The sequence below is a fragment of the Mixta gaviniae genome (assembly GCF_002953195.1).
Lineage (GTDB): Bacteria > Pseudomonadota > Gammaproteobacteria > Enterobacterales > Enterobacteriaceae > Mixta > Mixta gaviniae.
Genome location: NZ_CP026377.1, coordinates 3,449,277 through 3,469,339 on the forward strand (window position 1 = coordinate 3,449,277; position 20,063 = coordinate 3,469,339).

Annotated in this window: 24 protein-coding genes, 1 other RNA gene and 1 pseudogene; 16 read left to right on the plus strand and 10 right to left on the minus strand. The window is 51.3% G+C overall.

All coding sequences use genetic code 11. The features are described from left to right. Positions 1–151 precede the first annotated feature (151 nt). Genes rseC through rpoE form a run of 4 tightly spaced genes read right to left on the minus strand, consistent with a single transcriptional unit; the run spans position 152 to position 2,828 of the window. Entirely contained in the window at positions 152–619 is a 468-nt protein-coding gene (gene rseC / locus C2E15_RS16105; protein WP_104958267.1) for a SoxR-reducing system protein RseC, read from the minus strand. Then, positions 616–1,572 carry a sigma-E factor regulatory protein RseB gene (rseB, locus tag C2E15_RS16110; protein ID WP_104958268.1) on the minus strand — a complete coding sequence of 319 codons (957 nt, stop codon included), beginning with the start codon at positions 1,570–1,572 and terminating at the stop codon, positions 616–618. The genes rseC and rseB overlap by 4 nt, the downstream gene beginning before the upstream one ends. Next, the gene (rseA, locus tag C2E15_RS16115; protein ID WP_104958269.1) at positions 1,572–2,222 is read right to left on the minus strand and encodes an anti-sigma-E factor RseA; all 651 of its coding nucleotides are present in this window, start codon (positions 2,220–2,222) and stop codon (positions 1,572–1,574) included. The genes rseB and rseA overlap by 1 nt, the downstream gene beginning before the upstream one ends. A 30-nt stretch (positions 2,223–2,252) precedes the next feature. Continuing rightward, entirely contained in the window at positions 2,253–2,828 is a 576-nt protein-coding gene (rpoE, locus tag C2E15_RS16120; protein WP_038624651.1) for an RNA polymerase sigma factor RpoE, read from the minus strand. Positions 2,829–2,993: 165 nt separating this feature from the next. Between rpoE and C2E15_RS16125 the strand changes: the two genes are divergently transcribed. Then, positions 2,994–3,218, plus strand: coding sequence for a hypothetical protein (locus C2E15_RS16125; RefSeq protein ID WP_104958270.1), 225 nt, complete (start codon positions 2,994–2,996; stop codon positions 3,216–3,218). Between the two features lie 54 nt (positions 3,219–3,272). After that, the gene (gene nadB, locus C2E15_RS16130; protein WP_104958271.1) at positions 3,273–4,892 is read left to right on the plus strand and encodes an L-aspartate oxidase; all 1,620 of its coding nucleotides are present in this window, start codon (positions 3,273–3,275) and stop codon (positions 4,890–4,892) included. On the opposite strand, the gene trmN is transcribed toward nadB, so the two are convergent. After that, on the minus strand, positions 4,877–5,614 hold the full coding sequence (trmN, locus tag C2E15_RS16135; RefSeq protein WP_104959215.1) for a tRNA(1)(Val) (adenine(37)-N(6))-methyltransferase TrmN: 738 nt from the start codon (positions 5,612–5,614) through the stop codon (positions 4,877–4,879). The two genes, nadB and trmN, sit on opposite strands and share 16 nt — an antisense overlap. 132 nt (positions 5,615–5,746) lie before the next feature. On the opposite strand from trmN, the gene srmB reads away from it, so the two are divergent. After that, on the plus strand, positions 5,747–7,084 hold the full coding sequence (srmB, locus tag C2E15_RS16140) for an ATP-dependent RNA helicase SrmB (protein WP_104958272.1): 1,338 nt from the start codon (positions 5,747–5,749) through the stop codon (positions 7,082–7,084). Between the two features lie 227 nt (positions 7,085–7,311). On the opposite strand, the gene grcA is transcribed toward srmB, so the two are convergent. Next, positions 7,312–7,695 (minus strand): autonomous glycyl radical cofactor GrcA, encoded by a 384-nt coding sequence (gene grcA / locus C2E15_RS16145; protein WP_104958273.1) that lies wholly within the window; start codon positions 7,693–7,695, stop codon positions 7,312–7,314. Positions 7,696–7,969: 274 nt separating this feature from the next. Here grcA and ung point away from each other — a divergent pair, with 274 nt between their 5' ends. Beyond that, positions 7,970–8,647, plus strand: a complete 678-nt coding sequence (gene ung, locus C2E15_RS16150; protein ID WP_104958274.1) for a uracil-DNA glycosylase — start codon at positions 7,970–7,972, stop codon at positions 8,645–8,647. A gap of 39 nt (positions 8,648–8,686) precedes the next feature. Here the strand turns inward: ung and grpE are convergent, their stop codons facing one another. Continuing rightward, positions 8,687–9,280 (minus strand): nucleotide exchange factor GrpE, encoded by a 594-nt coding sequence (gene grpE / locus C2E15_RS16155; RefSeq protein ID WP_104959216.1) that lies wholly within the window; start codon positions 9,278–9,280, stop codon positions 8,687–8,689. A 122-nt stretch (positions 9,281–9,402) separates the two neighbouring features. Between grpE and nadK the strand changes: the two genes are divergently transcribed. The 3 genes from nadK (at position 9,403) to bamE (ending at position 12,567) form a co-directional block, all read left to right on the plus strand. Then, positions 9,403–10,281, plus strand: coding sequence for an NAD(+) kinase (nadK, locus tag C2E15_RS16165; protein ID WP_104958275.1), 879 nt, complete (start codon positions 9,403–9,405; stop codon positions 10,279–10,281). Positions 10,282–10,368: 87 nt separating this feature from the next. Continuing rightward, positions 10,369–12,030 carry a DNA repair protein RecN gene (recN, locus tag C2E15_RS16170; protein WP_104958276.1) on the plus strand — a complete coding sequence of 554 codons (1,662 nt, stop codon included), beginning with the start codon at positions 10,369–10,371 and terminating at the stop codon, positions 12,028–12,030. A gap of 186 nt (positions 12,031–12,216) precedes the next feature. Next, positions 12,217–12,567, plus strand: a complete 351-nt coding sequence (gene bamE / locus C2E15_RS16175) for an outer membrane protein assembly factor BamE (RefSeq protein ID WP_104958277.1) — start codon at positions 12,217–12,219, stop codon at positions 12,565–12,567. 37 nt (positions 12,568–12,604) lie between these two features. On the opposite strand, the gene C2E15_RS16180 is transcribed toward bamE, so the two are convergent. Next, complete coding sequence (locus C2E15_RS16180; RefSeq protein WP_104958278.1) at positions 12,605–12,892, minus strand: RnfH family protein; 288 nt, start codon at positions 12,890–12,892, stop codon at positions 12,605–12,607. Next, positions 12,885–13,319 (minus strand): type II toxin-antitoxin system RatA family toxin, encoded by a 435-nt coding sequence (locus C2E15_RS16185; protein ID WP_104958279.1) that lies wholly within the window; start codon positions 13,317–13,319, stop codon positions 12,885–12,887. The genes C2E15_RS16180 and C2E15_RS16185 overlap by 8 nt, the downstream gene beginning before the upstream one ends. A 159-nt stretch (positions 13,320–13,478) precedes the next feature. Here C2E15_RS16185 and smpB point away from each other — a divergent pair, with 159 nt between their 5' ends. The 6 genes and pseudogenes from smpB (at position 13,479) to C2E15_RS16220 (ending at position 16,798) form a co-directional block, all read left to right on the plus strand. Further along, the gene (smpB, locus tag C2E15_RS16190; RefSeq protein WP_104958280.1) at positions 13,479–13,961 is read left to right on the plus strand and encodes an SsrA-binding protein SmpB; all 483 of its coding nucleotides are present in this window, start codon (positions 13,479–13,481) and stop codon (positions 13,959–13,961) included. A gap of 44 nt (positions 13,962–14,005) precedes the next feature. Beyond that, positions 14,006–14,368: a transfer-messenger RNA gene (gene ssrA / locus C2E15_RS16195) on the plus strand. A 175-nt stretch (positions 14,369–14,543) separates the two neighbouring features. Continuing rightward, positions 14,544–14,758 (plus strand): annotated as a pseudogene (locus C2E15_RS16200) (integrase arm-type DNA-binding domain-containing protein); the annotation flags it as partial. Positions 14,759–15,276: 518 nt separating this feature from the next. Next, positions 15,277–15,918 (plus strand): DUF4755 domain-containing protein, encoded by a 642-nt coding sequence (locus C2E15_RS16210; RefSeq protein WP_167391889.1) that lies wholly within the window; start codon positions 15,277–15,279, stop codon positions 15,916–15,918. A gap of 28 nt (positions 15,919–15,946) precedes the next feature. Next, the gene (locus tag C2E15_RS16215; RefSeq protein WP_104958283.1) at positions 15,947–16,279 is read left to right on the plus strand and encodes a hypothetical protein; all 333 of its coding nucleotides are present in this window, start codon (positions 15,947–15,949) and stop codon (positions 16,277–16,279) included. A 192-nt stretch (positions 16,280–16,471) separates the two neighbouring features. Next, complete coding sequence (locus C2E15_RS16220; RefSeq protein WP_128861334.1) at positions 16,472–16,798, plus strand: hypothetical protein; 327 nt, start codon at positions 16,472–16,474, stop codon at positions 16,796–16,798. On the opposite strand, the gene C2E15_RS16225 is transcribed toward C2E15_RS16220, so the two are convergent. Next, entirely contained in the window at positions 16,786–17,313 is a 528-nt protein-coding gene (locus tag C2E15_RS16225; RefSeq protein ID WP_245912297.1) for a DUF4225 domain-containing protein, read from the minus strand. The genes C2E15_RS16220 and C2E15_RS16225 overlap by 13 nt on opposite strands. A gap of 347 nt (positions 17,314–17,660) precedes the next feature. Here C2E15_RS16225 and C2E15_RS16230 point away from each other — a divergent pair, with 347 nt between their 5' ends. The 3 genes from C2E15_RS16230 (at position 17,661) to C2E15_RS16245 (ending at position 19,952) form a co-directional block, all read left to right on the plus strand. After that, positions 17,661–18,143 (plus strand): Hcp family type VI secretion system effector, encoded by a 483-nt coding sequence (locus C2E15_RS16230; RefSeq protein WP_104958285.1) that lies wholly within the window; start codon positions 17,661–17,663, stop codon positions 18,141–18,143. Between the two features lie 437 nt (positions 18,144–18,580). Next, positions 18,581–19,030, plus strand: a complete 450-nt coding sequence (locus C2E15_RS16235) for a hypothetical protein (protein WP_128861335.1) — start codon at positions 18,581–18,583, stop codon at positions 19,028–19,030. 307 nt (positions 19,031–19,337) lie between these two features. Next, a complete protein-coding gene (locus C2E15_RS16245; protein WP_104958288.1) occupies positions 19,338–19,952 on the plus strand; it encodes a DUF6216 family protein in 615 nt (204 codons plus the stop codon). Positions 19,953–20,063: the final 111 nt, after the last annotated feature.

Consider the following 20,063-nt stretch of genomic DNA (forward strand, 5'->3'; position numbering starts at 1 on the left):
AAAGGCGCATTGTACACGACATATCAGGGTGGTGGAATCATCGCGCCGGGAGATAAAGCAAGGAAAACGGGATGATAGCGTATTTGCTGCGAAGGCGGTGAAAAAAAGCGCAAAACATTAGCCGGACAAGCATTGCTTGCCCGGCGTAACGTTACAGTGATTCCTGCTCAACGCGTAGCGCGTCGGGCGGCAGCATGACATTGAGGATGATCGGCTGGAAGGCTTCACGATCGCCGAAGCGCGATGAAACCCCTTTGGCGACGATAAAGCCGCCGATACCGCCGAGCAGCGCGCCGCAGGCGGCCGCCAGATCGGTATGGAACAGCATCTGAAACAGGCCCGCCAGCAGGAACAGCCCCAGCAGTGGCGTCATATAGACCAGCAGCGCCGAACCCAGCAAGCTGCTTTCACGGATGCCCAGCTCTACGCGCTGACCCGGCTGCAGTGGCTTTTCGCTGGCGATTTGCATCACGTGCGCGTTTTTCGGCCCCAGCTTGTTCAGCATGGCGCTGCCGCACCCTTTGCGCGCCGAGCAGCTGTTGCAGGTGGTTTTTACTTCCGAATGCAGCGTGGCGATGCCGTCCTGCCACGTAACCACTGTGGCCCATTCTCTCATCATCGTTGCGTACCTAAATTGATGCTGTCGGCGATACGCTTCGCCGTCGCGGGCGGCAGTTCGCCGACAATGGTAATGTCAGTGTTATTGCGGGTAGCAGTTTGCACCGTTCGACGGCCAGTGCGCAACAGCTGCGTCGTGCTGCTTTTATCCGCCGGGCTGACGTTAATAGAGAAACTGAAAAGCCCGTCGGAATAAAACCTTGATTCAACAGGCTTATTGATAGAAGGCAGCGTGCGGCGGCTCTGCGCCACTTCCGTCATTCCCGCTGGCAGCCAGCCAGGCGTCCAGTTAAAGCTCACTTTTTGGCTCTGCGGCACCGAAAGCGAAGGCGGCAGATTCGCTTTTTCCAGCCCCTGCATTAGGTTTCGTACGCCCTCATCGACGGCGAAACTGACCACGCGATACTGCTCCAGCGTCTCGCCGTCGCGATCGAGCAGGTCGATGCGCAGCGGCAGCTTCGTTTCGCTGTCGAGCCAGACGATATAGCTATAGCGCGTGCCGTCGCGCGCGACGATACGCACCACTTCGCACAGTTGATCGGCGATACGCGTGCGTCCCACCGGCACAAAATCGTAGCTGGTAGTGAGGCGTTTAAAATCGGCGTTCACCACCGCCGGCAGCGCATCAACAATATGCGTACCGGGTAGCGAAAACGGCTCAAGTCCAGGCTCAAAGTAGCTGATATCGTTGCCGCGCTGGATCACTTCCCGACGCGGCCCATCCATCTGCAGCAGCTGCGCGTAGATCTTGTTATCGATCACCGCGTGACGATAGCGCAGCGATTCGATGCCCAGGCGGGAGACGTTGATATAAGCGAGTTCGTAGTTGAGGGACTGGCTGGCCTGTTCCATCTGTTGCAACAACGCCCCGGACGCAGTTTCCTGCGCCGGGGCGATGGCTGAATAAAACAGGCCGCCAGCCAGAAGGCTAACGGCACACCAGAGTTGCTTCATTACTGCTGCTGAATTCCTAACGACTGATTTCCTGGAACCTGAACCTGTGCCTGCTGCGGGCCGGTGGGATCAAATTGCATCTGCTCAGTGTGTAAGCGACGCTGCAGTTCGTAATCCTGCAGCATGGCGTTGACCCGACGGCGCTGTTCCTGCACCTGCTGGCTGGCGCTGTTGGTGTCAAAGCTGTCAGACGGCACGCCCAGGCTGACCGGCGACGCTTTACCCATCATCGGCAGCGTGTTGAACACCGGCGCTTCAGAAGCCTGTCCTGACTCCTGCGGCTGATTGTAGTGCTGAACGCCAACAATCACCGCCAGCGAAACGCAGGCGGCCACGCCGACCTGGGTAATCTGCGCAGCCCAGGGACGCATTTTTTTCCAGAAAGGCATTTTCTCCCAGCGCGCGGGTTCTGGCTGCGCTTCCGGGATAAACGCGGTGACATTGCGAGCAGGTTCCTGTTCTATCGCGGCGGCAACGCGCGCGGCGATATCAAAATGGACGGTTTCGCCGACATCACCACGCAGCGTATCGCGGATAAGATGATAGCTTTCCCAGCTTTGCTGCAGTGTAGCGTCTTTAGACAATGCGGAGATCACTTCGTTGTCCAAAGTTTCGCCATCCATTAAAGCGGAAAGTTTTTCTTTCTGCATGCCTTAGTACCCTTCCTGTATCCGTTATCGCTAACGTTGGATAAGCGGTTGAACTTTGTTATCAATGGCCTCTCGCGCGCGGAAAATGCGCGAGCGCACGGTGCCTACCGGACAATCCATGATGGCAGCTATCTCTTCATAGCTTAGCCCATCCAGCTCCCGCAGGGTGATTGCCATGCGCAAATCCTCCGGAAGCGACTCAATGGTACGGAACACTATCTGTTTCAACTCATCAGACAACATTAAGTTCTCAGGGTTCGATATTTCTTTCAGCGCGCCTGCGCTTTCGAAATTTTCAGCCTCTATCGCATCCACATCACTGGATGGCGGACGGCGGCCCTGAGCGACCAGATAGTTTTTCGCGGTATTAACGGCAATACGGTATAACCAGGTGTAAAACGCGCTATCGCCGCGGAAAGAGTCCAACGCGCGATACGCTTTGATAAAAGATTCCTGTACCACGTCGGGTACATCGCCTGACGGAACGTAGCGTGAAACCAGGCTCGCCACTTTATGCTGGTAACGAACAACCAGTAAATTGAATGACTTCTGATCTCCTTTCTGTACCCGCTCAACGAGAATCTGATCCGTTAATTGCTCGCTCATCCGAGGTAATATCTCCCCAAATCATTCTCCACGCGTAAATGAACCACCAGCAAACACTCAAGTTTATGAGCAAGCCCTCATTAGAGCCGGTCATTAGACAATAGTTCAGTTACGCCGTTTTTTTGTTGCCTTACCGGGTACTTTTACACGTCTGGATTGTTGAGCATGCTGGGAAAACCTACGCCACTGCTGTTTTTGATCATCGTAAACCGGTTACCGGGCGTAAGCCGCAGAGTACCCGATGCGCATGACATTTTCATCACCAAAGCGCAATTATTGTCCCTTGTTAACCATAATAAACAAGCTTTGACTCTTGCCCAGCCTGCCATAAAGTCAAAAGGGATTGTATTGCGCCAGATCGTGCCTTTTGACGCTTTTAGCGCTTTTTAAATCGACCGTTTCGCCTTATGCTCTGACGACCACTTGTTTAGTAAAATAAACACCATGAGCAAAATTTCCGATTATCAGTGTGACGTTTTGATTATTGGCAGCGGCGCGGCGGGCCTTTCGCTGGCGCTGCGGCTGGCGCAGACTCAGCAGGTCACCGTCCTGAGCAAAGGGCCGGTTAGCGAGGGATCCAGCTTTTACGCGCAGGGCGGCATTGCTGCCGTCTTCGATGAAATGGACAGTATCGAAGCGCACGTGGAGGATACGCTGATGGCCGGAGCCGGCCTGTGCGACCGCGAGTCGGTGGATTTTATCGCGCGCAACGCGCGCCACTGCGTGGAATGGCTGATTGAACATGGCGTCGCTTTCGACAAAGAGACGCAGCCCGACGGCGAGGAGCGTTATCACCTGACGCGTGAAGGCGGCCACAGCCATCGCCGCATTCTGCACAGCGCCGACGCCACCGGGCGCGAAGTCGTCACCACGCTGGTTTCTCAGGCGTTGAGCCACCCTAATATCCGTATTCTGGAGCGCACCAACGCCGTTGACCTTATTCTCTCCGATCGACTCGGGTTGCCGGGCGCGCGCCGCGTCCTGGGGGCGTGGATCTGGAATCGCAATCTGGAGCGGGTAGAGACCTGCAGCGCGCGCGCCGTCGTGCTGGCCACCGGCGGCGCGGCGAAGGTTTATCAGTACACGACCAATCCCGACATCGCCTCCGGAGATGGCATCGCCATGGCCTGGCGCGCTGGCTGCCGCGTGGCGAACCTGGAGTTCAATCAGTTCCACCCCACCTGCCTGTACCATCCTCAGGCGCGTAACTTTTTGCTGACCGAAGCCCTGCGCGGTGAAGGCGCTTATTTGCGGCGTCCTGACGGCAGCCGCTTTATGCCTGACTTCGACGCGCGCGGCGAACTGGCGCCGCGCGATATTGTGGCGCGGGCGATCGATCATGAAATGAAACGTCTCGGCGCCGACTGCATGTATCTCGATATCAGCCATCAGCCGGCCGACTTTATCCGCGCCCACTTCCCGATGATTGATGAAAAGCTGCGCTCGCTGGGTCTCGATCTGACGCGCGAACCGATTCCGGTGGTGCCGGCAGCGCACTATACCTGCGGCGGTGTGCTGGTCGATCATCATGGCCGCACCGACGTCAACGGGCTCTATGCGATTGGCGAAGTTAGCTATACCGGCCTGCACGGCGCCAACCGCATGGCCTCCAATTCGTTGCTGGAGTGCCTGGTCTACGGCTGGTCGGCGGCGGAAGATATGCTGGTTACCCTGCCGCAAATTTCCCGCGTCGATAAGCTGCCCGCCTGGGATGAGAGCCAGGTAGATGATTCTGATGAAAGAGTGGTGATCCAGCACAACTGGCATGAGCTGCGGCTGTTTATGTGGGATTACGTCGGCATCGTGCGCACCACTAAACGTCTGGAGCGCGCCAGCCGACGTATCGCGCTGCTGCAGCAGGAGATTGAGGAGTATTACCGCCACTTTCGCATCTCCAATAATCTGCTGGAGCTACGAAATCTGACGCAGGTGGCGGAGCTGATCATTCGTTGCGCTATGCAGCGCAAAGAGAGCCGCGGGCTGCACTACACGCTCGACTATCCCGAGACGCTGCCCGCTTCAGCCCCAACCATCCTGACGCCGCCGGGCTACATAAACAGATAGAAATCCTGGGTCAGGCTGCAAAAAGCGGGAGAGTAGCAGCGGTCTGGCCCACGAATAATCAGGCGTTCCTGTAACTCTTCGCCTGGCGCCGGGGAAAACCCGAGCAGCACGCGATGCGGCAGCCGCGTATCGTTTTCCGCCACGTCGTTGCGAAAGCGCAGGTGCCAGCCGCGCGCCGCTGCCAGCGCGATAAAACGTCGCCCTTCCTCTTCCGGCAGCACCAGACAGAAAAAACCCTCTTCGCCGATCAGCGTCTCCGCGCTGCGCAGCAGATCTTCATGGGTCAAGGTGTGGGTGGCGCGCGCGTTATCGCGGGCGGAGGTGGCGCAGGCCGGGCCTGGTGTGAAATAAGGCGGGTTGCTGACAATCAGCGAATAGCGTTTTTCCTGACGCTGCGCCCAGGAGAGAATATCCGCTTGGTGAATATGGATCCGCGCCGCCCAGGGCGATTGTGCGGCATTCTCCGCCGCCTGCGCCGCTGCCTCGCAGTCCAGCTCGACCGCATCAATTTCTACCGATTCCGCCGTGCGCTGCGCCAGCATCAGCGCCAGCAGGCCGCTGCCGGTGCCGATATCAAGAATGCGTACCGCCTGCGCCACCGGCGCCCACGCGCCCAGCAAAATGCTGTCGGTGCCGACCTTCATGGCGCAGCGATCGTGCGCAATAAAAAAACGTTTAAAAGTGAAGCCGTTGCCACGTAATGGCGGTTTTGATTGCGACATAATCAGGACCAGAGACAAAAACGGTGTCAGCATAGGGGAAATAAGAAAGGGTTAAAAGCCATAAACTGCCGACAAACAGATGAAGATCGTCGCCAATCTGTCTATAATCAGCGCCCCAAACTGAGGTAGACCATGACCGCAAGCACATTTTCCGAACTCGAACTTGATGAAAGCCTGCTGGACGCATTGCAGGACAAAGGCTTTTCCCGCCCCACCGCTATCCAGGCCGAAGCGATCCCCGCCGCGCTGGATGGACGCGACGTGCTGGGTTCAGCACCAACCGGGACCGGGAAAACGGCGGCCTATCTTTTGCCGGCGCTACAGCATCTACTGGACTTTCCACGCAAAAAATCTGGCCCGCCGCGGGTACTGATCCTGACGCCAACGCGCGAGCTGGCAATGCAGGTTGCAGACCAGGCGCAGGCGCTGGCGAAACATACACAGCTGGACATCGCCACCATCACCGGCGGCGTGGCCTACATGAATCATGCTGAAGTGTTCAGCGAAAATCAGGATGTGGTGGTGGCGACCACGGGGCGCCTGCTGCAGTACATCAAAGAAGAGAACTTTGACTGTCGGGCGGTGGAAATCCTGATCCTCGACGAAGCGGATCGCATGCTGGATATGGGCTTCGCCCAGGATATCGAAACCATCGCCGGGGAGACCCGCTGGCGCAAGCAGACGATGCTTTTCTCCGCCACGCTGGAAGGCGACGGTATTAAAGATTTCGCCGAGCGCCTGCTGAATGAGCCGGTTGAGATCGATTCCGATCCGTCACGTCGCGAACGTAAAAAAATTCAACAGTGGTATTACCGCGCCGATGACGTGGCGCATAAAACCAAACTGCTGGTGCATCTGCTGAACCAGCCTGATGTGTCGCGCTCTATCGTCTTTGTGCGTAAGCGCGAGCGCGTGCATGAGCTGGTTGGCTGGCTGCGTGAAGCGGGCATTAATGCCAGCTACCTGGAAGGCGAAATGGTGCAGGCGAAGCGTAACGAAGCGCTGAAGCGCCTGATGGATGGCCGCGTTAACGTGCTGGTTGCCACTGACGTCGCCGCGCGCGGCATCGACGTGGACGATGTCAGCCACGTATTCAACTTCGATTTGCCGCGCACTGCGGATGTCTATCTGCACCGTATCGGCCGTACCGGCCGCGCCGGCCGCAAAGGTACCGCGCTGTCGCTGGTGGAGGCGCACGACTATCTGCTGCTGGATAAAATCAGCCGCTACATCAGCGAGCCGTTAAAAGCGCGCACCATTGATGAGCTGCGTCCGGCGACGCGCGCGCCAAACCAGAAACTGAAAGGCAAGCCGTCGAAGAAAGTTCTGGCGAAGCGCAAAGAGAAAGAGAAGAAGAAAGAAGACGATAATAAGCCGCGCGTTAAGGTGCGTCATCGCGACCGCAAAAACATCGGTAAGCGACGCAAACCCGCAGAGAGCGCCAGCAACAATAAAGAAAGCGCTGAATAATTGCACCGCGCTACAAAAAACCGCCGTATATCGGCGGTTTTTATTTAGATCATTAATCAATAAACCGTTAATAATCTGTTAATTTCAGCTCAGTGTGACAAAAGCGGCCATCGCGCAAACGCCCGATGGCGTCAAAAGCTGAAACATACTGTTTTTTTAAAGATTATTGCATGCGTTATGCCGCGCTTTTTTTCGACATCGCTGCAAAAATCGTTGCGCTTTACCGCTTACAGGCTTTCAGTAAAAGTACGGGTAATCACGTCGCGCTGCTGTTCCGGCGTGAGTGAGTTAAAACGTACCGCATAGCCCGATACGCGGATCGTTAGCTGCGGATATTTTTCCGGATGCTTAACCGCGTCTTCCAGCGTTTCACGACGCAGCACGTTTACGTTCAGGTGCTGACCGCCTTCAACGCGCACCTGCGGTTTCATTTCCAGCGGCACTTCACGATACTCGAACTGTCCCAGATCGCTCACTGGCACGACCTGATCTTCGGTGTAATCGCCTTTCGCACAGACGCAGCGCGCTTCGGATTTCTCGTCATCCAGTAACCAGAATGAGTTGAGCAGCGCGCTGTTGTCGGTTTTTGTAATTTGAATACCTGTAATCATAATTGCCTCCCAGGCGTAATGACGCCAACGCCGTTGCCGGCGTCAGGTTTGCGTTTAAAACATCCGAGTCTCTATATACCAACCTGTGGCAGGGCTAACTTTGATTCAGGTCAATTAACGCCCGTGCCCTGAATGGGTTACAGCGCTAAATTTTTGTTTTAAATCAAATTATTTCACTTAATTATTTTTGTAAATTTTCAATTTTTTTTAAAGGCTTGCTCGCTGGCGCAGAGTCGTTACTCTGATGTTTTGTTTATAACAAAGGGAGAGTGTCATGGGTAAAACAGTCACCTGGCATGACGTGCTGGCGACGGAAAAAGAGCAGCCCTATTTTGTCGAAACGCTGGAGATGGTGGCCAAAGAACGCGCATCCGGCGTCACGGTCTATCCGCCGAAAGAAGATGTATTCAATGCGTTTCGTTTGACCGAACTTAATCAGGTGAAAGTCGTGATTCTGGGTCAGGATCCCTATCACGGCCCAGGCCAGGCGCACGGGCTGGCGTTCAGCGTCAGGCCCGGTGTTGCAGTGCCGCCTTCGCTCCTGAATATGTATAAAGAGCTGGAAAGCGATATTCCCGGCTTTCAACGGCCGACGCACGGTTTTCTGGAAAGCTGGGCGCAGCAGGGGGTGTTACTGCTGAATACGGTATTAACCGTCGAGGCGGGCAAGGCCCATTCCCATGCGCGTTTCGGCTGGGAAACCTTTACCGATCGGGTCATCGCCGCGATTAATGAGAATCGCGAAAACGTGGTATTTCTGCTGTGGGGATCGCACGCGCAGAAGAAAGGCAGCATCATCGATACAAAGCGGCATCATGTGCTGAAAGCGCCGCACCCTTCCCCGCTTTCCGCGCACCGGGGATTTTTTGGCTGCAAACACTTTTCGCGCACCAATGAAATCCTCAGCGAGCAGGGCGACACGCCGATCGACTGGACGCCGCGCCTGCCGTAATGCAACAGCGCCGTGGCGTCAGGCCACGGCGCCGCGAAATCAGCTTTTTGCTTTCGCCACGGCAACCATCGCCGGGCGCAGCAGACGGCCGTTCAGAGTATAACCGCGCTGCATCACCATCATTACATGGTTCGGCGCGACCTCTTCCGATTCCATCATCGACATCGCCTGATGAACGTCCGGGTTAAACGGCACGTTAATTTCGCCGACCACTTCCACACCGAACTTACGCACCGCCGCCAGCAGCGATTTCAGCGTCAGCTCAATACCTTCAATCATGGCGCTCAGTTCCGGATTGTTCTTATCCGCCACTTCCAGCGCGCGCTCCAGGCTATCGATAACCGGCAGCAGCTCGTTCGCGAATTTTTCCAGCGCAAATTTATGCGCTTTTTCTACGTCCTGTTCAGTACGGCGACGAATATTCTCGATTTCCGCCTGCGCGCGCAGCTGCGCGTCGCGTACGCCGTTCTGCAGCCCGGCCAGCTGCTCTTCAAGCTGAGCGATGCGTTCATCACGCGGATCCACCACTTCTGCTTCAGCCTCCGCCGTCTCCGCGCTGTCGTTTTGCTGCTGTTCCATTTCAATCTCGTCTGAGACTTGCTCGTTTGGTGTTTTCTGATCTTTACTACTCATGAATTTCTCCGCGTTTTGCACATTCATCTCGCTGGTTCGCTTATTATGGGGATCAGATTTATGGTTTCAAGGGAACCAGTCACAATGTCAGGGCAATTTGCCCTATGAGGAATACCCGCATAATGAACAAACATTTCCAGTGCATCGGCATCGTCGGACATCCGCGTCACCCCACCGCCCTGACCACGCATGAAATGCTCTGGCGCTGGCTGACTGATAAAGGCTATGAAGTCATTGTCGAGCAGCAGATCGCGCGCGAGCTGTCACTGGAACATGTACAAACCGGATCGATGGCGGATATCGGTCAACGGGCCGATCTGGCCGTGGTGGTCGGCGGCGACGGCAATATGTTGGGCGCGGCGCGTGTGCTGGCGCGTTACGATATTAAAGTGATCGGTATTAACCGCGGCAATCTGGGGTTTCTTACCGATCTCGATCCTGATAACGCACAGCAGCAGTTGGATGATGTGCTGCGCGGCGATTACATTGTCGAAAAGCGTTTCCTGCTGGAGGCACGCGTCTGCCGCGGCGAAGGTGCGCCCCGCATTGGTACGGCGATCAATGAGGTGGTGCTGCATCCCGGCAAAGTGGCGCACATGATTGAATTTGAAGTCTATATCGATGAGAACTTCGCCTTTTCCCAGCGCTCGGACGGCCTGATTATCTCCACGCCCACCGGCTCTACGGCCTATTCGCTATCAGCGGGCGGCCCAATCCTCACCCCTTCTCTCGATGCCATCGCGCTGGTGCCGATGTTCCCGCATACCCTTTCCGCCCGGCCGCTGGTGATCAACAGCAGCAGCACCATTCGCCTGCGTTTTTCCCATATGCGCAGCGATCTGGAGATCAGTTGCGACAGCCAGATCGCGCTACCGATCCAGGAGGGCGAGGATGTGCTGGTGCGCCGCAGCGACTACCACCTCAGCCTGATACATCCAAAAAACTACAGCTATTTCAATACGCTAAGCTCAAAACTTGGCTGGTCAAAAAAATTATTCTAAAAAGCGTGACGCGCCACTTTACTGTATATAAAACCAGATTATACTGTACGAAAAACCATATCTGTGTTTATGTACAGGAAGGCGCGTATGCTGGCCCAACTCACCATCAGTAATTTTGCTATTGTTCGCGAGCTGGAAATCGATTTTCAACGTGGCATGACCGCGATTACCGGTGAAACCGGCGCCGGTAAATCTATTGCGATTGATGCGCTGGGGCTCTGCCTGGGCGGCCGCGCCGAAGCGGATATGGTGCGTCAGGGCGCGAATCGCGCCGATCTCTGCGCCCGCTTCAATCTGAAAGATACCCCCTCGGCGCAGCGCTGGCTGGAAGAAAACCAGCTGGACGATGGCCATGAATGCCTGCTGCGTCGCGTTATCAGCAGCGATGGTCGCTCGCGTGGCTTTATCAACGGCACGTCCGTACCGCTTTCACAGCTGCGCGATCTTGGTCAGCTGCTGATTCAGATTCACGGCCAGCATGCGCATCAACTGCTGCTGAAGCCGGAGCATCAAAAATCCCTGCTTGACGCCTATGCCGATCAGCCGCTGCTGATGCAGAGCATGGCCGCCAACTATCGCCAGTGGCATCAAAGCTGCCGCGCGCTGGCGCAGCATCAGCAACAGATGCAAGAGCGCGAAGCGCGCCGCGAACTGTTGCAGTATCAGCTGAAAGAGCTGAACGAGTTCGCGCCGCAGGCGGGCGAGTTCGAGCAGATTGATGAAGAGTATAAACGTCTCGCCAACAGCGGCCAGCTGCTGTCAACCAGCCAACAGGCGCTGCATTTGCTGGCGGACGGTGACGACAGCAACCTGCAAAGCCAACTCTATACGGCGCGTCAGATGATGGACGAGCTGGTAGCAATGGACGACAAGCTGAGCGGCGTGCTGAATATGCTGGAAGAAGCGGCGATTCAGATCAGCGAAGCGAGCGATGAGCTGCGTCACTATTGCGACCGTCTCGATCTTGATCCGAACCGTCTCTATGAACTGGAGCAACGCCTGTCGCGGCAGATTAGCCTGGCGCGCAAGCATCATGTTGCGCCTGAAGCCCTGCCTGCGTTCCATCAGCAACTGCTGGAAGAAGAGCAGCTGCTCTCTCAACAGGAAAGCGATCAGGAAGCGTTGAGCCAGGCGGTGACGCAGCATCACGAAGCGGCGCTCGCCAGCGCGCGTAAGCTGCATGAGCAGCGCGCCCACTTCGCGCAGGAGCTGACCCAGCTGATCACCGAAAGCATGCATGCGTTATCGATGCCGCATGGGCGGTTCAGCATCGCCGTTCAGTTCAATCCGGATCAGCTGACTGCGGAAGGCGCGGATCGTATCGATTTCCGTGTCAGCACCAACCCTGGTCAGCCGCTGCAGCCGCTGGCGAAAGTCGCCTCAGGCGGCGAACTGTCGCGTATCGCGCTGGCGATCCAGGTAATTACCGCGCGTAAAATGGATACGCCGGCGCTGATTTTCGATGAGGTGGATGTGGGTATCAGCGGGCCGACCGCCGCCGTGGTAGGCAAACTGCTGCGTCAGCTGGGCGAATCGACGCAGGTGATGTGCGTAACCCACCTGCCGCAGGTGGCAGGCTGTGGTCATCATCATTTCTTCGTCAGCAAAGAAACTGACGGCGCGATGACCGAAACCCACATGCAGCCGTTGGATAAGCGCGCGCGCCTGCAGGAGCTGGCGCGTCTGCTGGGCGGCAGCGAAGTGACGCGCAACACGCTGGCGAACGCGAAAGAGCTTTTAGCCGCCTGATATGCACTTTTTTACATTCCTGCGGTCATATGCTTGCTCTGTAAAGGTTTCCAACTGCGGTCAGGTTTATTATCATCGACAGCTTGTCGCCTGAATGAAACACGATGACCGCAGGCTGTGTTCAGACCGTGCTGGCACCAAATTCGCCTGACTGAAAGGCGTTGAGCCCAAAAAAGGAATGTATAAATGCGCTGTAAAACGCTGACTGCTGCTGCAGTGTTACTTCTCATGATGACTGCTGGCTGTTCCACTCTGGAGCGCGTGGTTTATCGTCCTGATATCAATCAGGGTAACTATCTGACCACCACCGACGTTGCCAAGCTGCGCGTTGGCATGACGAAACAGCAGGTCGCTTACACGCTGGGTACGCCGATGATGAGCGATCCTTTCGGTAGCAACACCTGGTATTATGTTTTCCGCCAGCAGCCTGGCCATGAAAAAGTTTCCCAGCAGACGCTGACGCTCACGTTCGACAGCAACAGTGTGCTGACCAATATTGATAACAAACCGAATCTGAGCGGCAATACCAACCGTTAAGCCGGTTTGAGAGATAAAAAAAGGCGCTGAGGCGCCTTTATTTTTTTGCCGAGCGTTCCGCCCGCTGGCGACGTAGCTCTTTTGGATCGGCAATCAGCGGACGGTAGATCTCTACCCTATCCCCTTCGTTAACCTCATCCTGCAGTTTGACCGGTCGGCTATAGATACCGATTTTATTCTGCGTCAGATCGATATCGTGGCGTAGCTCCAACAGGCCAGAGGCGCGTATCGCCTGCTCAACGCTGCTTCCTTGCGCCAGTTTCACCTGACGTAGGTACTGCTTTTCAGGCAGCGCATAAACCACTTCGACCGTAATATCAGGCACGGTAAACCTCTTTGGCGCGATGGGTAAACGCCTGCACCATGCTGTTCGCCAGCTCTTTAAAGATACGCCCGAACGCCAGCTCAACCAGCATGTTGGTGAACTCAAATTCAAGATTGAGTTCTACTTTACAGGCATCATCGCCCAGCGAGGTGAATGTCCAGCCGCCGGTTAACTTACGGAACGGGCCATCGACCAGCTGCATATGAATGCTCTGGTTGTCCGTCAGCGTATTCCGGGTGACGAAGGTCTTGCTGATGCCAGCCTTAGAGACATCAACCGATGCGGTCATCTCCTGTCCGGAAGCGGATAGCACGCGGCTCCCCGTACAGCCCGGCAGGAATTCCGGATACGAATCGACATCGTTCACTAACTGGTACATTTGCTCAGCGCTGTAAGGCACAAGCGCGGAGCGGCTAATCTGGGCCATATCGTTTCCTGTGATTCATAAAACGTACAAATAATAGCATTTTCAACACTCAAACAAAAATTCTCTGAGTCGCAAGGCGTGCTAGAATAGCTTTTTTTCCCGGCGGTTTTGGGTCGGGGGATGCGATTAACACTGGTCTGATGTAAACTAAGTTGCACTATGACAAAGAAAAAAGCACATAAACCCGGTTCTGCCACTATTGCCCTTAACAAACGCGCCCGCCATGAATACTTCATTGAAGAAGAGTTCGAAGCGGGACTGGCGCTACAAGGATGGGAAGTTAAATCACTGCGCGCCGGTAAGGCGAACATCAGCGATAGCTATATTCTGCTGCGCGATGGCGAAGCTTACCTGTTCGGCGCAACCTTTCAGCCGTTGTCGGTCGCTTCCAGCCACGTTGTCTGCGATCCTACACGCAACCGTAAACTGCTGCTGAACCAGCGCGAGCTGGACAGCCTGTACGGGCGCGTTAATCGCGAGGGCAGTACAGTAATTGCGCTGTCGCTCTACTGGAAAAACGCCTGGTGTAAACTGAAAATCGGCGTGGCGCGCGGTAAGAAGCAGCATGATAAGCGCGAAGATGTGAAGAGCCGCGAATGGCAGCTGGATAAAGCACGCATTATGAAGAATGCCAATCGCTAAGCGCTGGATTCATCACTCGTTTTTTGCTATACTCTTTAATTCTTGGGGCTGATTCTGGATTCGACGGGATTTGCGAAACCCAAGGTGCATGCCGAGGGGCGGTTTGCCTCGTAAAAAGCCGCAAAAAAATAGTCGCAAACGACGAAAACTACGCACTAGCAGCTTAATAACCTGCTTAGAGCCCTCTCTCCCTAGCCTCCGCTCTTAGGACGGGGATCAAGAGAGGTCAAACCCAAAAGAGATCGCGTGGATGCCCTGCCTGGGGTTGAAGCGTTAAACCTAATCAGGCTAGTCTGTCAGTGGCGTGTCTGTCCGCAGCTGCCAGGCGAATGTAAAGACTGACTAAGCATGTAGTACCGAGGATGTAGTAATTTCGGACGCGGGTTCAACTCCCGCCAGCTCCACCAAATTCTTGGTCGATGGACACCAGAACCATCGATGAAGTCCTGAAAGCCCGCATGGCGCAAGCCCTGCGGGCTTTTTTGTGTGTATAGCAGTCCACCGAAAGTTGCTAGAATCCACGCCATATGACACCCTGTTTTGGACCCAACGCCCAAGGGTCCAAAATCCGAGGGTTCAAACATGCCGAAAGTCGTCACTAAACTCAATGATACTCAATAAAAAGCACTAAGCCTGGCGAGAAGGAAGTGAACCTCTTCGATGGTGACGACTTGTTTTTGCGTATATCGCCAACCGTGAAAGGTGGCAAGAAAAACTGGTACTTCAGATATGCGGTTCCCGTGACTAAGAAACGAACGAAAATGAGTCTGGGAACTTACCCTCACCTTACCCTCGCGCACTCAAGTAGATGAACAAGGAACAGAAGCGCAAACACTCCTCAACTTTACGCGTATGCCAGGCGAGCAAACCAGTAGGGCTGACTACTTCATGACTCGGGTATTAGAATGGCTCTTGTGTATTCCTTATCTGGCCGCTTTCGCAGATCTGCTCAAAAAGGCAGGTAAGACGTTTCTCCACGAAAAATCCTCATTTTCGACAATTCATACAGTCCTCTCAGCTGAGCCTAAGTTATCTGACCTACCAGGTACCAGCGAAATACTAACTGAAGGCATAAAAGTGCCCTTTCGATAACCTCCTGCCTCTACGCAATTTTCCTACCTAAGTCCTTATTTGAAAAAATAATTGATCGTTTTTACAGATCGATAAAACACATATGATATGTCAATACCTATCAAATGAGGATCATCGATCGGTACAAGTTATTTGCTTAAGTTTTGAACTCGTTCAAAAATGCGTCGTAAAAGCAGTTACCAATCAGCTAGTTATGTCTTACATAACATCAAAGGTATATAAAATGGACACAGCGGCTTTGAATGGTCAGAAAGTACGTAAACCTTCTTTCTTTCGCTCTATCAGGTTATGGATTGTTGTACTGGTAATTGTGTGGATACTGACTGATTCAAATCCAAAAGACACTGCAGGGTTCCTGTTCATGTGGACATTACCTGCCTTCTTCTTACTCCTTACGGCATATGTGTCATACACACATAAAAGGGCAAACGCCTCCACTATCGACCTGCTGAACGTCAATGGTAATGGATTGTGGAGCCATGAATTCCAGGACAGCAAAATGACCATTGATACCAACCGAGAGCTGCTGACCCTGGAAGCTGGTAAGCGCAAGAAAGCTTACAAATTCAGTGACGTCAAAGGCTGGCGATACCACCTGGCTAATGGAGGGGAAATCGTAGCTTTTGATTTAGTGGGTATGGCAGGGGCTAAAGGTCACAACAACCTTACTCGCCTTAAAAACTTCGAAAACTCAGGGTTCTTCATTGAAGTCAAAGACATCGAAATCCCAGAGTGGCAAATCAAATTTCACCCACGGAAAGGTCGGTTCCACCATGAACGAGGGATCCGCGATACAGAAATGCAGTTGAAGCAATGGTGCGAAATTTTCGACCAGACACTCAACAAATCCACAGCAACACACTGATCAGTAATATCAAATAAGGGATTAAAAAATGAATAAAGTTTCAACAGTTGCAGTCCTGTGTTTGGCAGTTTTGCTCACTGGTTGCGATAGCGAACCCTCGTCATCAGAGATTCAAAAGGCTATGCAAGACAACATAGACCATACAAACCAGCAAGCCAGACAGCGGTTCGGTGAGAACAGCAAAGACATGCTCACGACTCTGAACAAAGCTGAAAAGGTTTCCTGCAAAGAGTCAGAGGCCAAAGGTACATACCTCTGCAAAGTGAATACTGATATAACACTACCTTTCATGGGCGAAAAGCAAACTGTTGCTGAATTCAAATTCACGAAAAGTAATGGGAACTGGAAAGTATCACCTTAATTGAATCCAATAATTAACAATCTCATTTTCTACAGGAATTTAAAATCACATATTTTATGCGCAAGTGTTAGCTCCAGGGAACCATACAAAAAATAAAAAACCAGAAGCCTTTCAAAGGCCTGTCCGGTTTGTGTAGAGATTAGGTAATGAGTTACAATCAGACTATCGTAAGACAAATGAATGACGCTCATTATGAACAAAATGCAAATCGAAGAAATGCTTGTAAAAGAAGGGTTTACACTAAAGGAAGTCTCTGTGATACGTCAGCATGCTGAGAAAGACGGTTATCCTTATCCTTGGCTCCTTTCACAGTTAAAGAAAAGATTCATAGTTGCAATGATATTAATAGCAATCCTTCTCGCAGGACTCATTTATACCATTCGCAGTGGTACACAAGAAAACCTTGTTTCGTATTCGATCACACTTGTAGCAGGTTTCGTTATTCTATATGTATTCGTACCTTTGAAACCTGCATTTAAAGCTTACAGATTCATGAAAAAGCATGGTCACTCTTTGTAAGTATCAGAGATTGATTTTATGGCTGAAGCGTCATTATAGACTTCAATGAAAAGCTCTTTTCTGCTCATTTCCTTAATACCGCGAACGTAGTCAGTATTAAGAAAATAGTAGAGACGCCAAGCCTCGGGCTTTTGTATCAGACGCACAATGCCATAGAGGGACAGTGCAAGGTCCATTGAACTGTATGCTAACTGCCCAACCCTCTGATCGAAGCCCAAAAACTCAGCTATTGCTACATAACCTTGTTTGAGTAACCCCACACTATCAGTTTTGCCATACACCAGGTTCTCAATAGACTCCTGAAAACCGTTGAGTCCATGCAGAACCAACATTCCCCCAAAGGCTGAACCTATGATTGTCCCTGACGCAAGTGAGGCACCAATCACCGATACACCGGCTATTACCTGCATACCGCTTAGTACTACCCCAACACCATTGATCACATAGCCCCAAAAATCTCCATTTTTAACCAACTCTACCGAAGCGTGAACGGCAGCTGTTCCTGCTCTGAGCATTCTGTCTTGAATCGTAAGGTACTCATTTTCTTTTTTGAGATTTTGGATGCACTCTTGGCACTGATCATCAGTTGAGTCAGAACGTATGACGTTAAGCTGAGCGTTAACGAAAGCTTTAACATTGTCCTGAAACTGTAACCTAGTGAATCCGTCTTTAAGGTAGAGGTGAGAAAGGTGATTAGCATTGCTAAGCAGCTGATTTGCATCAGCATGATGCCATAGTAAGAAAGTAATCCTTGAATCGGTTTGGTTTCCAGTAGTCCATGACTGTACCTTTATGTCATTATACGTATCATTAGGTTTATTTAATCAGATTACCCTTCTCAGGGAAAGGAAAAGGACCAGCAATGAGCACAGATCTATTCTTGAAAATTGATGGTATTACAGGTGAATCACAGGACAGTAACCATAAAGGCTGGGTCAACATAGACTCTTTCACATGGGGTGCAACGCAACCCGGTAATATGTCAGTTGGGGGCGGCGGCGGCGCTGGTAAGGTTCAGTATCGCGATCTAACCGTACAAACCCAAATCGACAAAGCAACTCCCGCTATCATGCGATACGTCTCTAACGGCAAGCATATCGGTAAGATAGAACTATCAGTCTGTAAAGCGGGTGGCAGTCAGATTGAGTACTGTCGTATCACTTTGGAAGAAGTATTGATCACAAACGTAACATTCCACGGTACGACAAATCGTGACCTTATAGGATTGTCCTACCAGTTTCAGGCTTCAAAAGTCAAAACCCAATATTGGGAGCAATCTTCTACTGGAGGAAAAGGCGCAGAAAGTCAGTCGGGTTGGAATATTAAGACCAGCCAGGAAATTTAGCGCTTATCTTTAAACTCTTCAAGTATAGATAATCTTTTTACGCCCAATGTAATGAGAATTTAATTTCGCATATGAAATATATAATTTTGATTGTTCTTTTTATATCCACTTTCTGGTGCTGGCATGCATTCCCAGATTACAGTCCACTAAAAATGCTAACCTCTCCTACCACAAATATCAATGAAATGTTCGCTAATTCATTTAATCTTACAGTAGGTATGTTTAAATATAATTTAATTTCTACCAGCTGGATTACATTTATCATTTATACTTTTGATTTTGTTACGTCCACTCTGAACTATAATACGCCATACATGCGTAAATTATATAAGAGTTGCAGACTTGAAGTTGTAACTCTTTTCATTATGTCACTAATTACTTTTTTTATATTCTGGGATTCGAAGAATACTTTCACTAATTCAAGTATAGACATTGCTATGGCTGGCTTAAGCTTTATGATAGGCGCGCATTACAACTTTCTAAAATTATTTAAATTTAAAATAGGCAGAGTTAAATACCCAATTAAAATTGCAGCTTTGATCAATATTTTCATGGGTGCATTTTCTTTTTACATCATTGTAATTACAAATGACATTGCAATGGGTAGATTCAATATGGAACAATCTATCTGGTTGCAAATCACAGTATTAACTTATTCTTTATCACTATATTTTTCTTCAAAGTATATTTCTTATGTAATTAAGACTAAAACATTAGGCGTGTCTCCTATCATTCTTGCAGTTCTTAAATCTCTAAAACCCAATAATAATATGTATGAAGATCTCGCTAAGGGAGTAGATATTTGGAACAAAAAAAGCAGAGAGGAAAAAGCAATAGCCAGCTCCAAGCTTAGAAAAAGAAACTCCAAGAAAAGAAAGAGAAAATAGCAGTTAATTGTATTCTTAATTGATTGCTGTAATCCAAGAACTAATCAAATATGGAAAGTCAAAGCCTTTTGCCTTTCCGTTTTTTCTTGTTAGGTGATACTTGACTCAATAGGACCGATTTCTCGTACTTAACCCTTTCTGCCTGATAAATCCCCTTGGCTTCATGCTCATTATCAATCGCGTAATGAATAAGGCATTCAAAGAAGAAAGTTAGCTCATGCTCATAACCCAGCGTATCAATGACTCTCTGTGAACTCCCTTTTAGCGCGTTTGAAAGCATTGAAATAATCGTGAAGCAATCAATCAAATGATCATTAGCTTGTGTGAGATAGTATTTAATGTAGTAGCCAACGCAAAAGAGCCAGATATAACGCACAATCTTGTCTTGCTGAAAACCAGATTGTTTAAGCCGTTCAATGTAAAGTTAACCCCAGTCGGGTGGGCGGCACTGGCTATAGGCCTCAGCTTCTTTTTTATAGCCTCCTGCATATCATCTTATTACGTGATAAAGATCAACAGAGTACCCGAAGGTTCTACATGGTTAACGTTAAAAGCTACGAATGAAGATTTCGCAATTAGTACGTCAAGCGCGACGGGCGTTGCGCTCAGGCCCTCATGGTCGATCACCAGTGAAACGTGTAAAACAGGGAAATCCCAAGAGTTAGTCGACTATGGAAAGATGTCCGGCTTGCTGCATAAATTTATCTGTGGCGCGCTTACAGAGAAAAAAGATCAAGAAGAGATAAAAAAATCCATTACCGACTTCTCGCATAACCAGGGAATCATTTCATTCTTGTTGATGGTGTTGTTCATCGTTTCCACCTGGTTTTTTATTAGTTTAGTCATGACAGCCGTCTATACAAATAAAGTCAGGGCCGTTATTTTGAAAGAACAGCAAGAGGCTTTTAACTATCTTACCTGACCCTAAATGAAAGTGAACAGTGGCTGTATTAATCCCCTGGCGCTGGTATAAAATTTAAACCCATCGCTGATTTATATAATTCAATGCCCGGCATGGCCTTACAGAAAGCAA

Bases quoted from the DNA above. Each gene is read 5' to 3' on its own strand.
- grpE (WP_104959216.1), bottom strand. From the start codon at position 9,280: ATGAGTAGTAAAGATCAGAAAACACCAAACGAGCAAGTCTCAGACGAG.
- nadK (WP_104958275.1), top strand. From the start codon at position 9,403: ATGAACAAACATTTCCAGTGCATCGGCATCGTCGGACATCCGCGTCAC.
- rseB (WP_104958268.1), bottom strand. From the start codon at position 1,572: ATGAAGCAACTCTGGTGTGCCGTTAGCCTTCTGGCTGGCGGCCTGTTT.
- C2E15_RS16215 (WP_104958283.1), top strand. From the start codon at position 15,947: ATGAATAAAGTTTCAACAGTTGCAGTCCTGTGTTTGGCAGTTTTGCTC.
- C2E15_RS16245 (WP_104958288.1), top strand. From the start codon at position 19,338: ATGATCATTAGCTTGTGTGAGATAGTATTTAATGTAGTAGCCAACGCA.
- C2E15_RS16225 (WP_245912297.1), bottom strand. From the start codon at position 17,313: ATGCTCAGAGCAGGAACAGCTGCCGTTCACGCTTCGGTAGAGTTGGTT.
- C2E15_RS16185 (WP_104958279.1), bottom strand. From the start codon at position 13,319: ATGGCCCAGATTAGCCGCTCCGCGCTTGTGCCTTACAGCGCTGAGCAA.
- grcA (WP_104958273.1), bottom strand. From the start codon at position 7,695: ATGATTACAGGTATTCAAATTACAAAAACCGACAACAGCGCGCTGCTC.
- C2E15_RS16125 (WP_104958270.1), top strand. From the start codon at position 2,994: ATGCTGGGAAAACCTACGCCACTGCTGTTTTTGATCATCGTAAACCGG.
- C2E15_RS16220 (WP_128861334.1), top strand. From the start codon at position 16,472: ATGAACAAAATGCAAATCGAAGAAATGCTTGTAAAAGAAGGGTTTACA.
- C2E15_RS16235 (WP_128861335.1), top strand. From the start codon at position 18,581: ATGGCTGGCTTAAGCTTTATGATAGGCGCGCATTACAACTTTCTAAAA.
- ung (WP_104958274.1), top strand. From the start codon at position 7,970: ATGGGTAAAACAGTCACCTGGCATGACGTGCTGGCGACGGAAAAAGAG.
- rpoE (WP_038624651.1), bottom strand. From the start codon at position 2,828: ATGAGCGAGCAATTAACGGATCAGATTCTCGTTGAGCGGGTACAGAAA.
- recN (WP_104958276.1), top strand. From the start codon at position 10,369: ATGCTGGCCCAACTCACCATCAGTAATTTTGCTATTGTTCGCGAGCTG.
- rseA (WP_104958269.1), bottom strand. From the start codon at position 2,222: ATGCAGAAAGAAAAACTTTCCGCTTTAATGGATGGCGAAACTTTGGAC.
- trmN (WP_104959215.1), bottom strand. From the start codon at position 5,614: ATGTCGCAATCAAAACCGCCATTACGTGGCAACGGCTTCACTTTTAAA.
- rseC (WP_104958267.1), bottom strand. From the start codon at position 619: ATGATGAGAGAATGGGCCACAGTGGTTACGTGGCAGGACGGCATCGCC.
- C2E15_RS16230 (WP_104958285.1), top strand. From the start codon at position 17,661: ATGAGCACAGATCTATTCTTGAAAATTGATGGTATTACAGGTGAATCA.
- C2E15_RS16210 (WP_167391889.1), top strand. From the start codon at position 15,277: ATGGACACAGCGGCTTTGAATGGTCAGAAAGTACGTAAACCTTCTTTC.
- nadB (WP_104958271.1), top strand. From the start codon at position 3,273: ATGAGCAAAATTTCCGATTATCAGTGTGACGTTTTGATTATTGGCAGC.
- bamE (WP_104958277.1), top strand. From the start codon at position 12,217: ATGCGCTGTAAAACGCTGACTGCTGCTGCAGTGTTACTTCTCATGATG.
- smpB (WP_104958280.1), top strand. From the start codon at position 13,479: ATGACAAAGAAAAAAGCACATAAACCCGGTTCTGCCACTATTGCCCTT.
- srmB (WP_104958272.1), top strand. From the start codon at position 5,747: ATGACCGCAAGCACATTTTCCGAACTCGAACTTGATGAAAGCCTGCTG.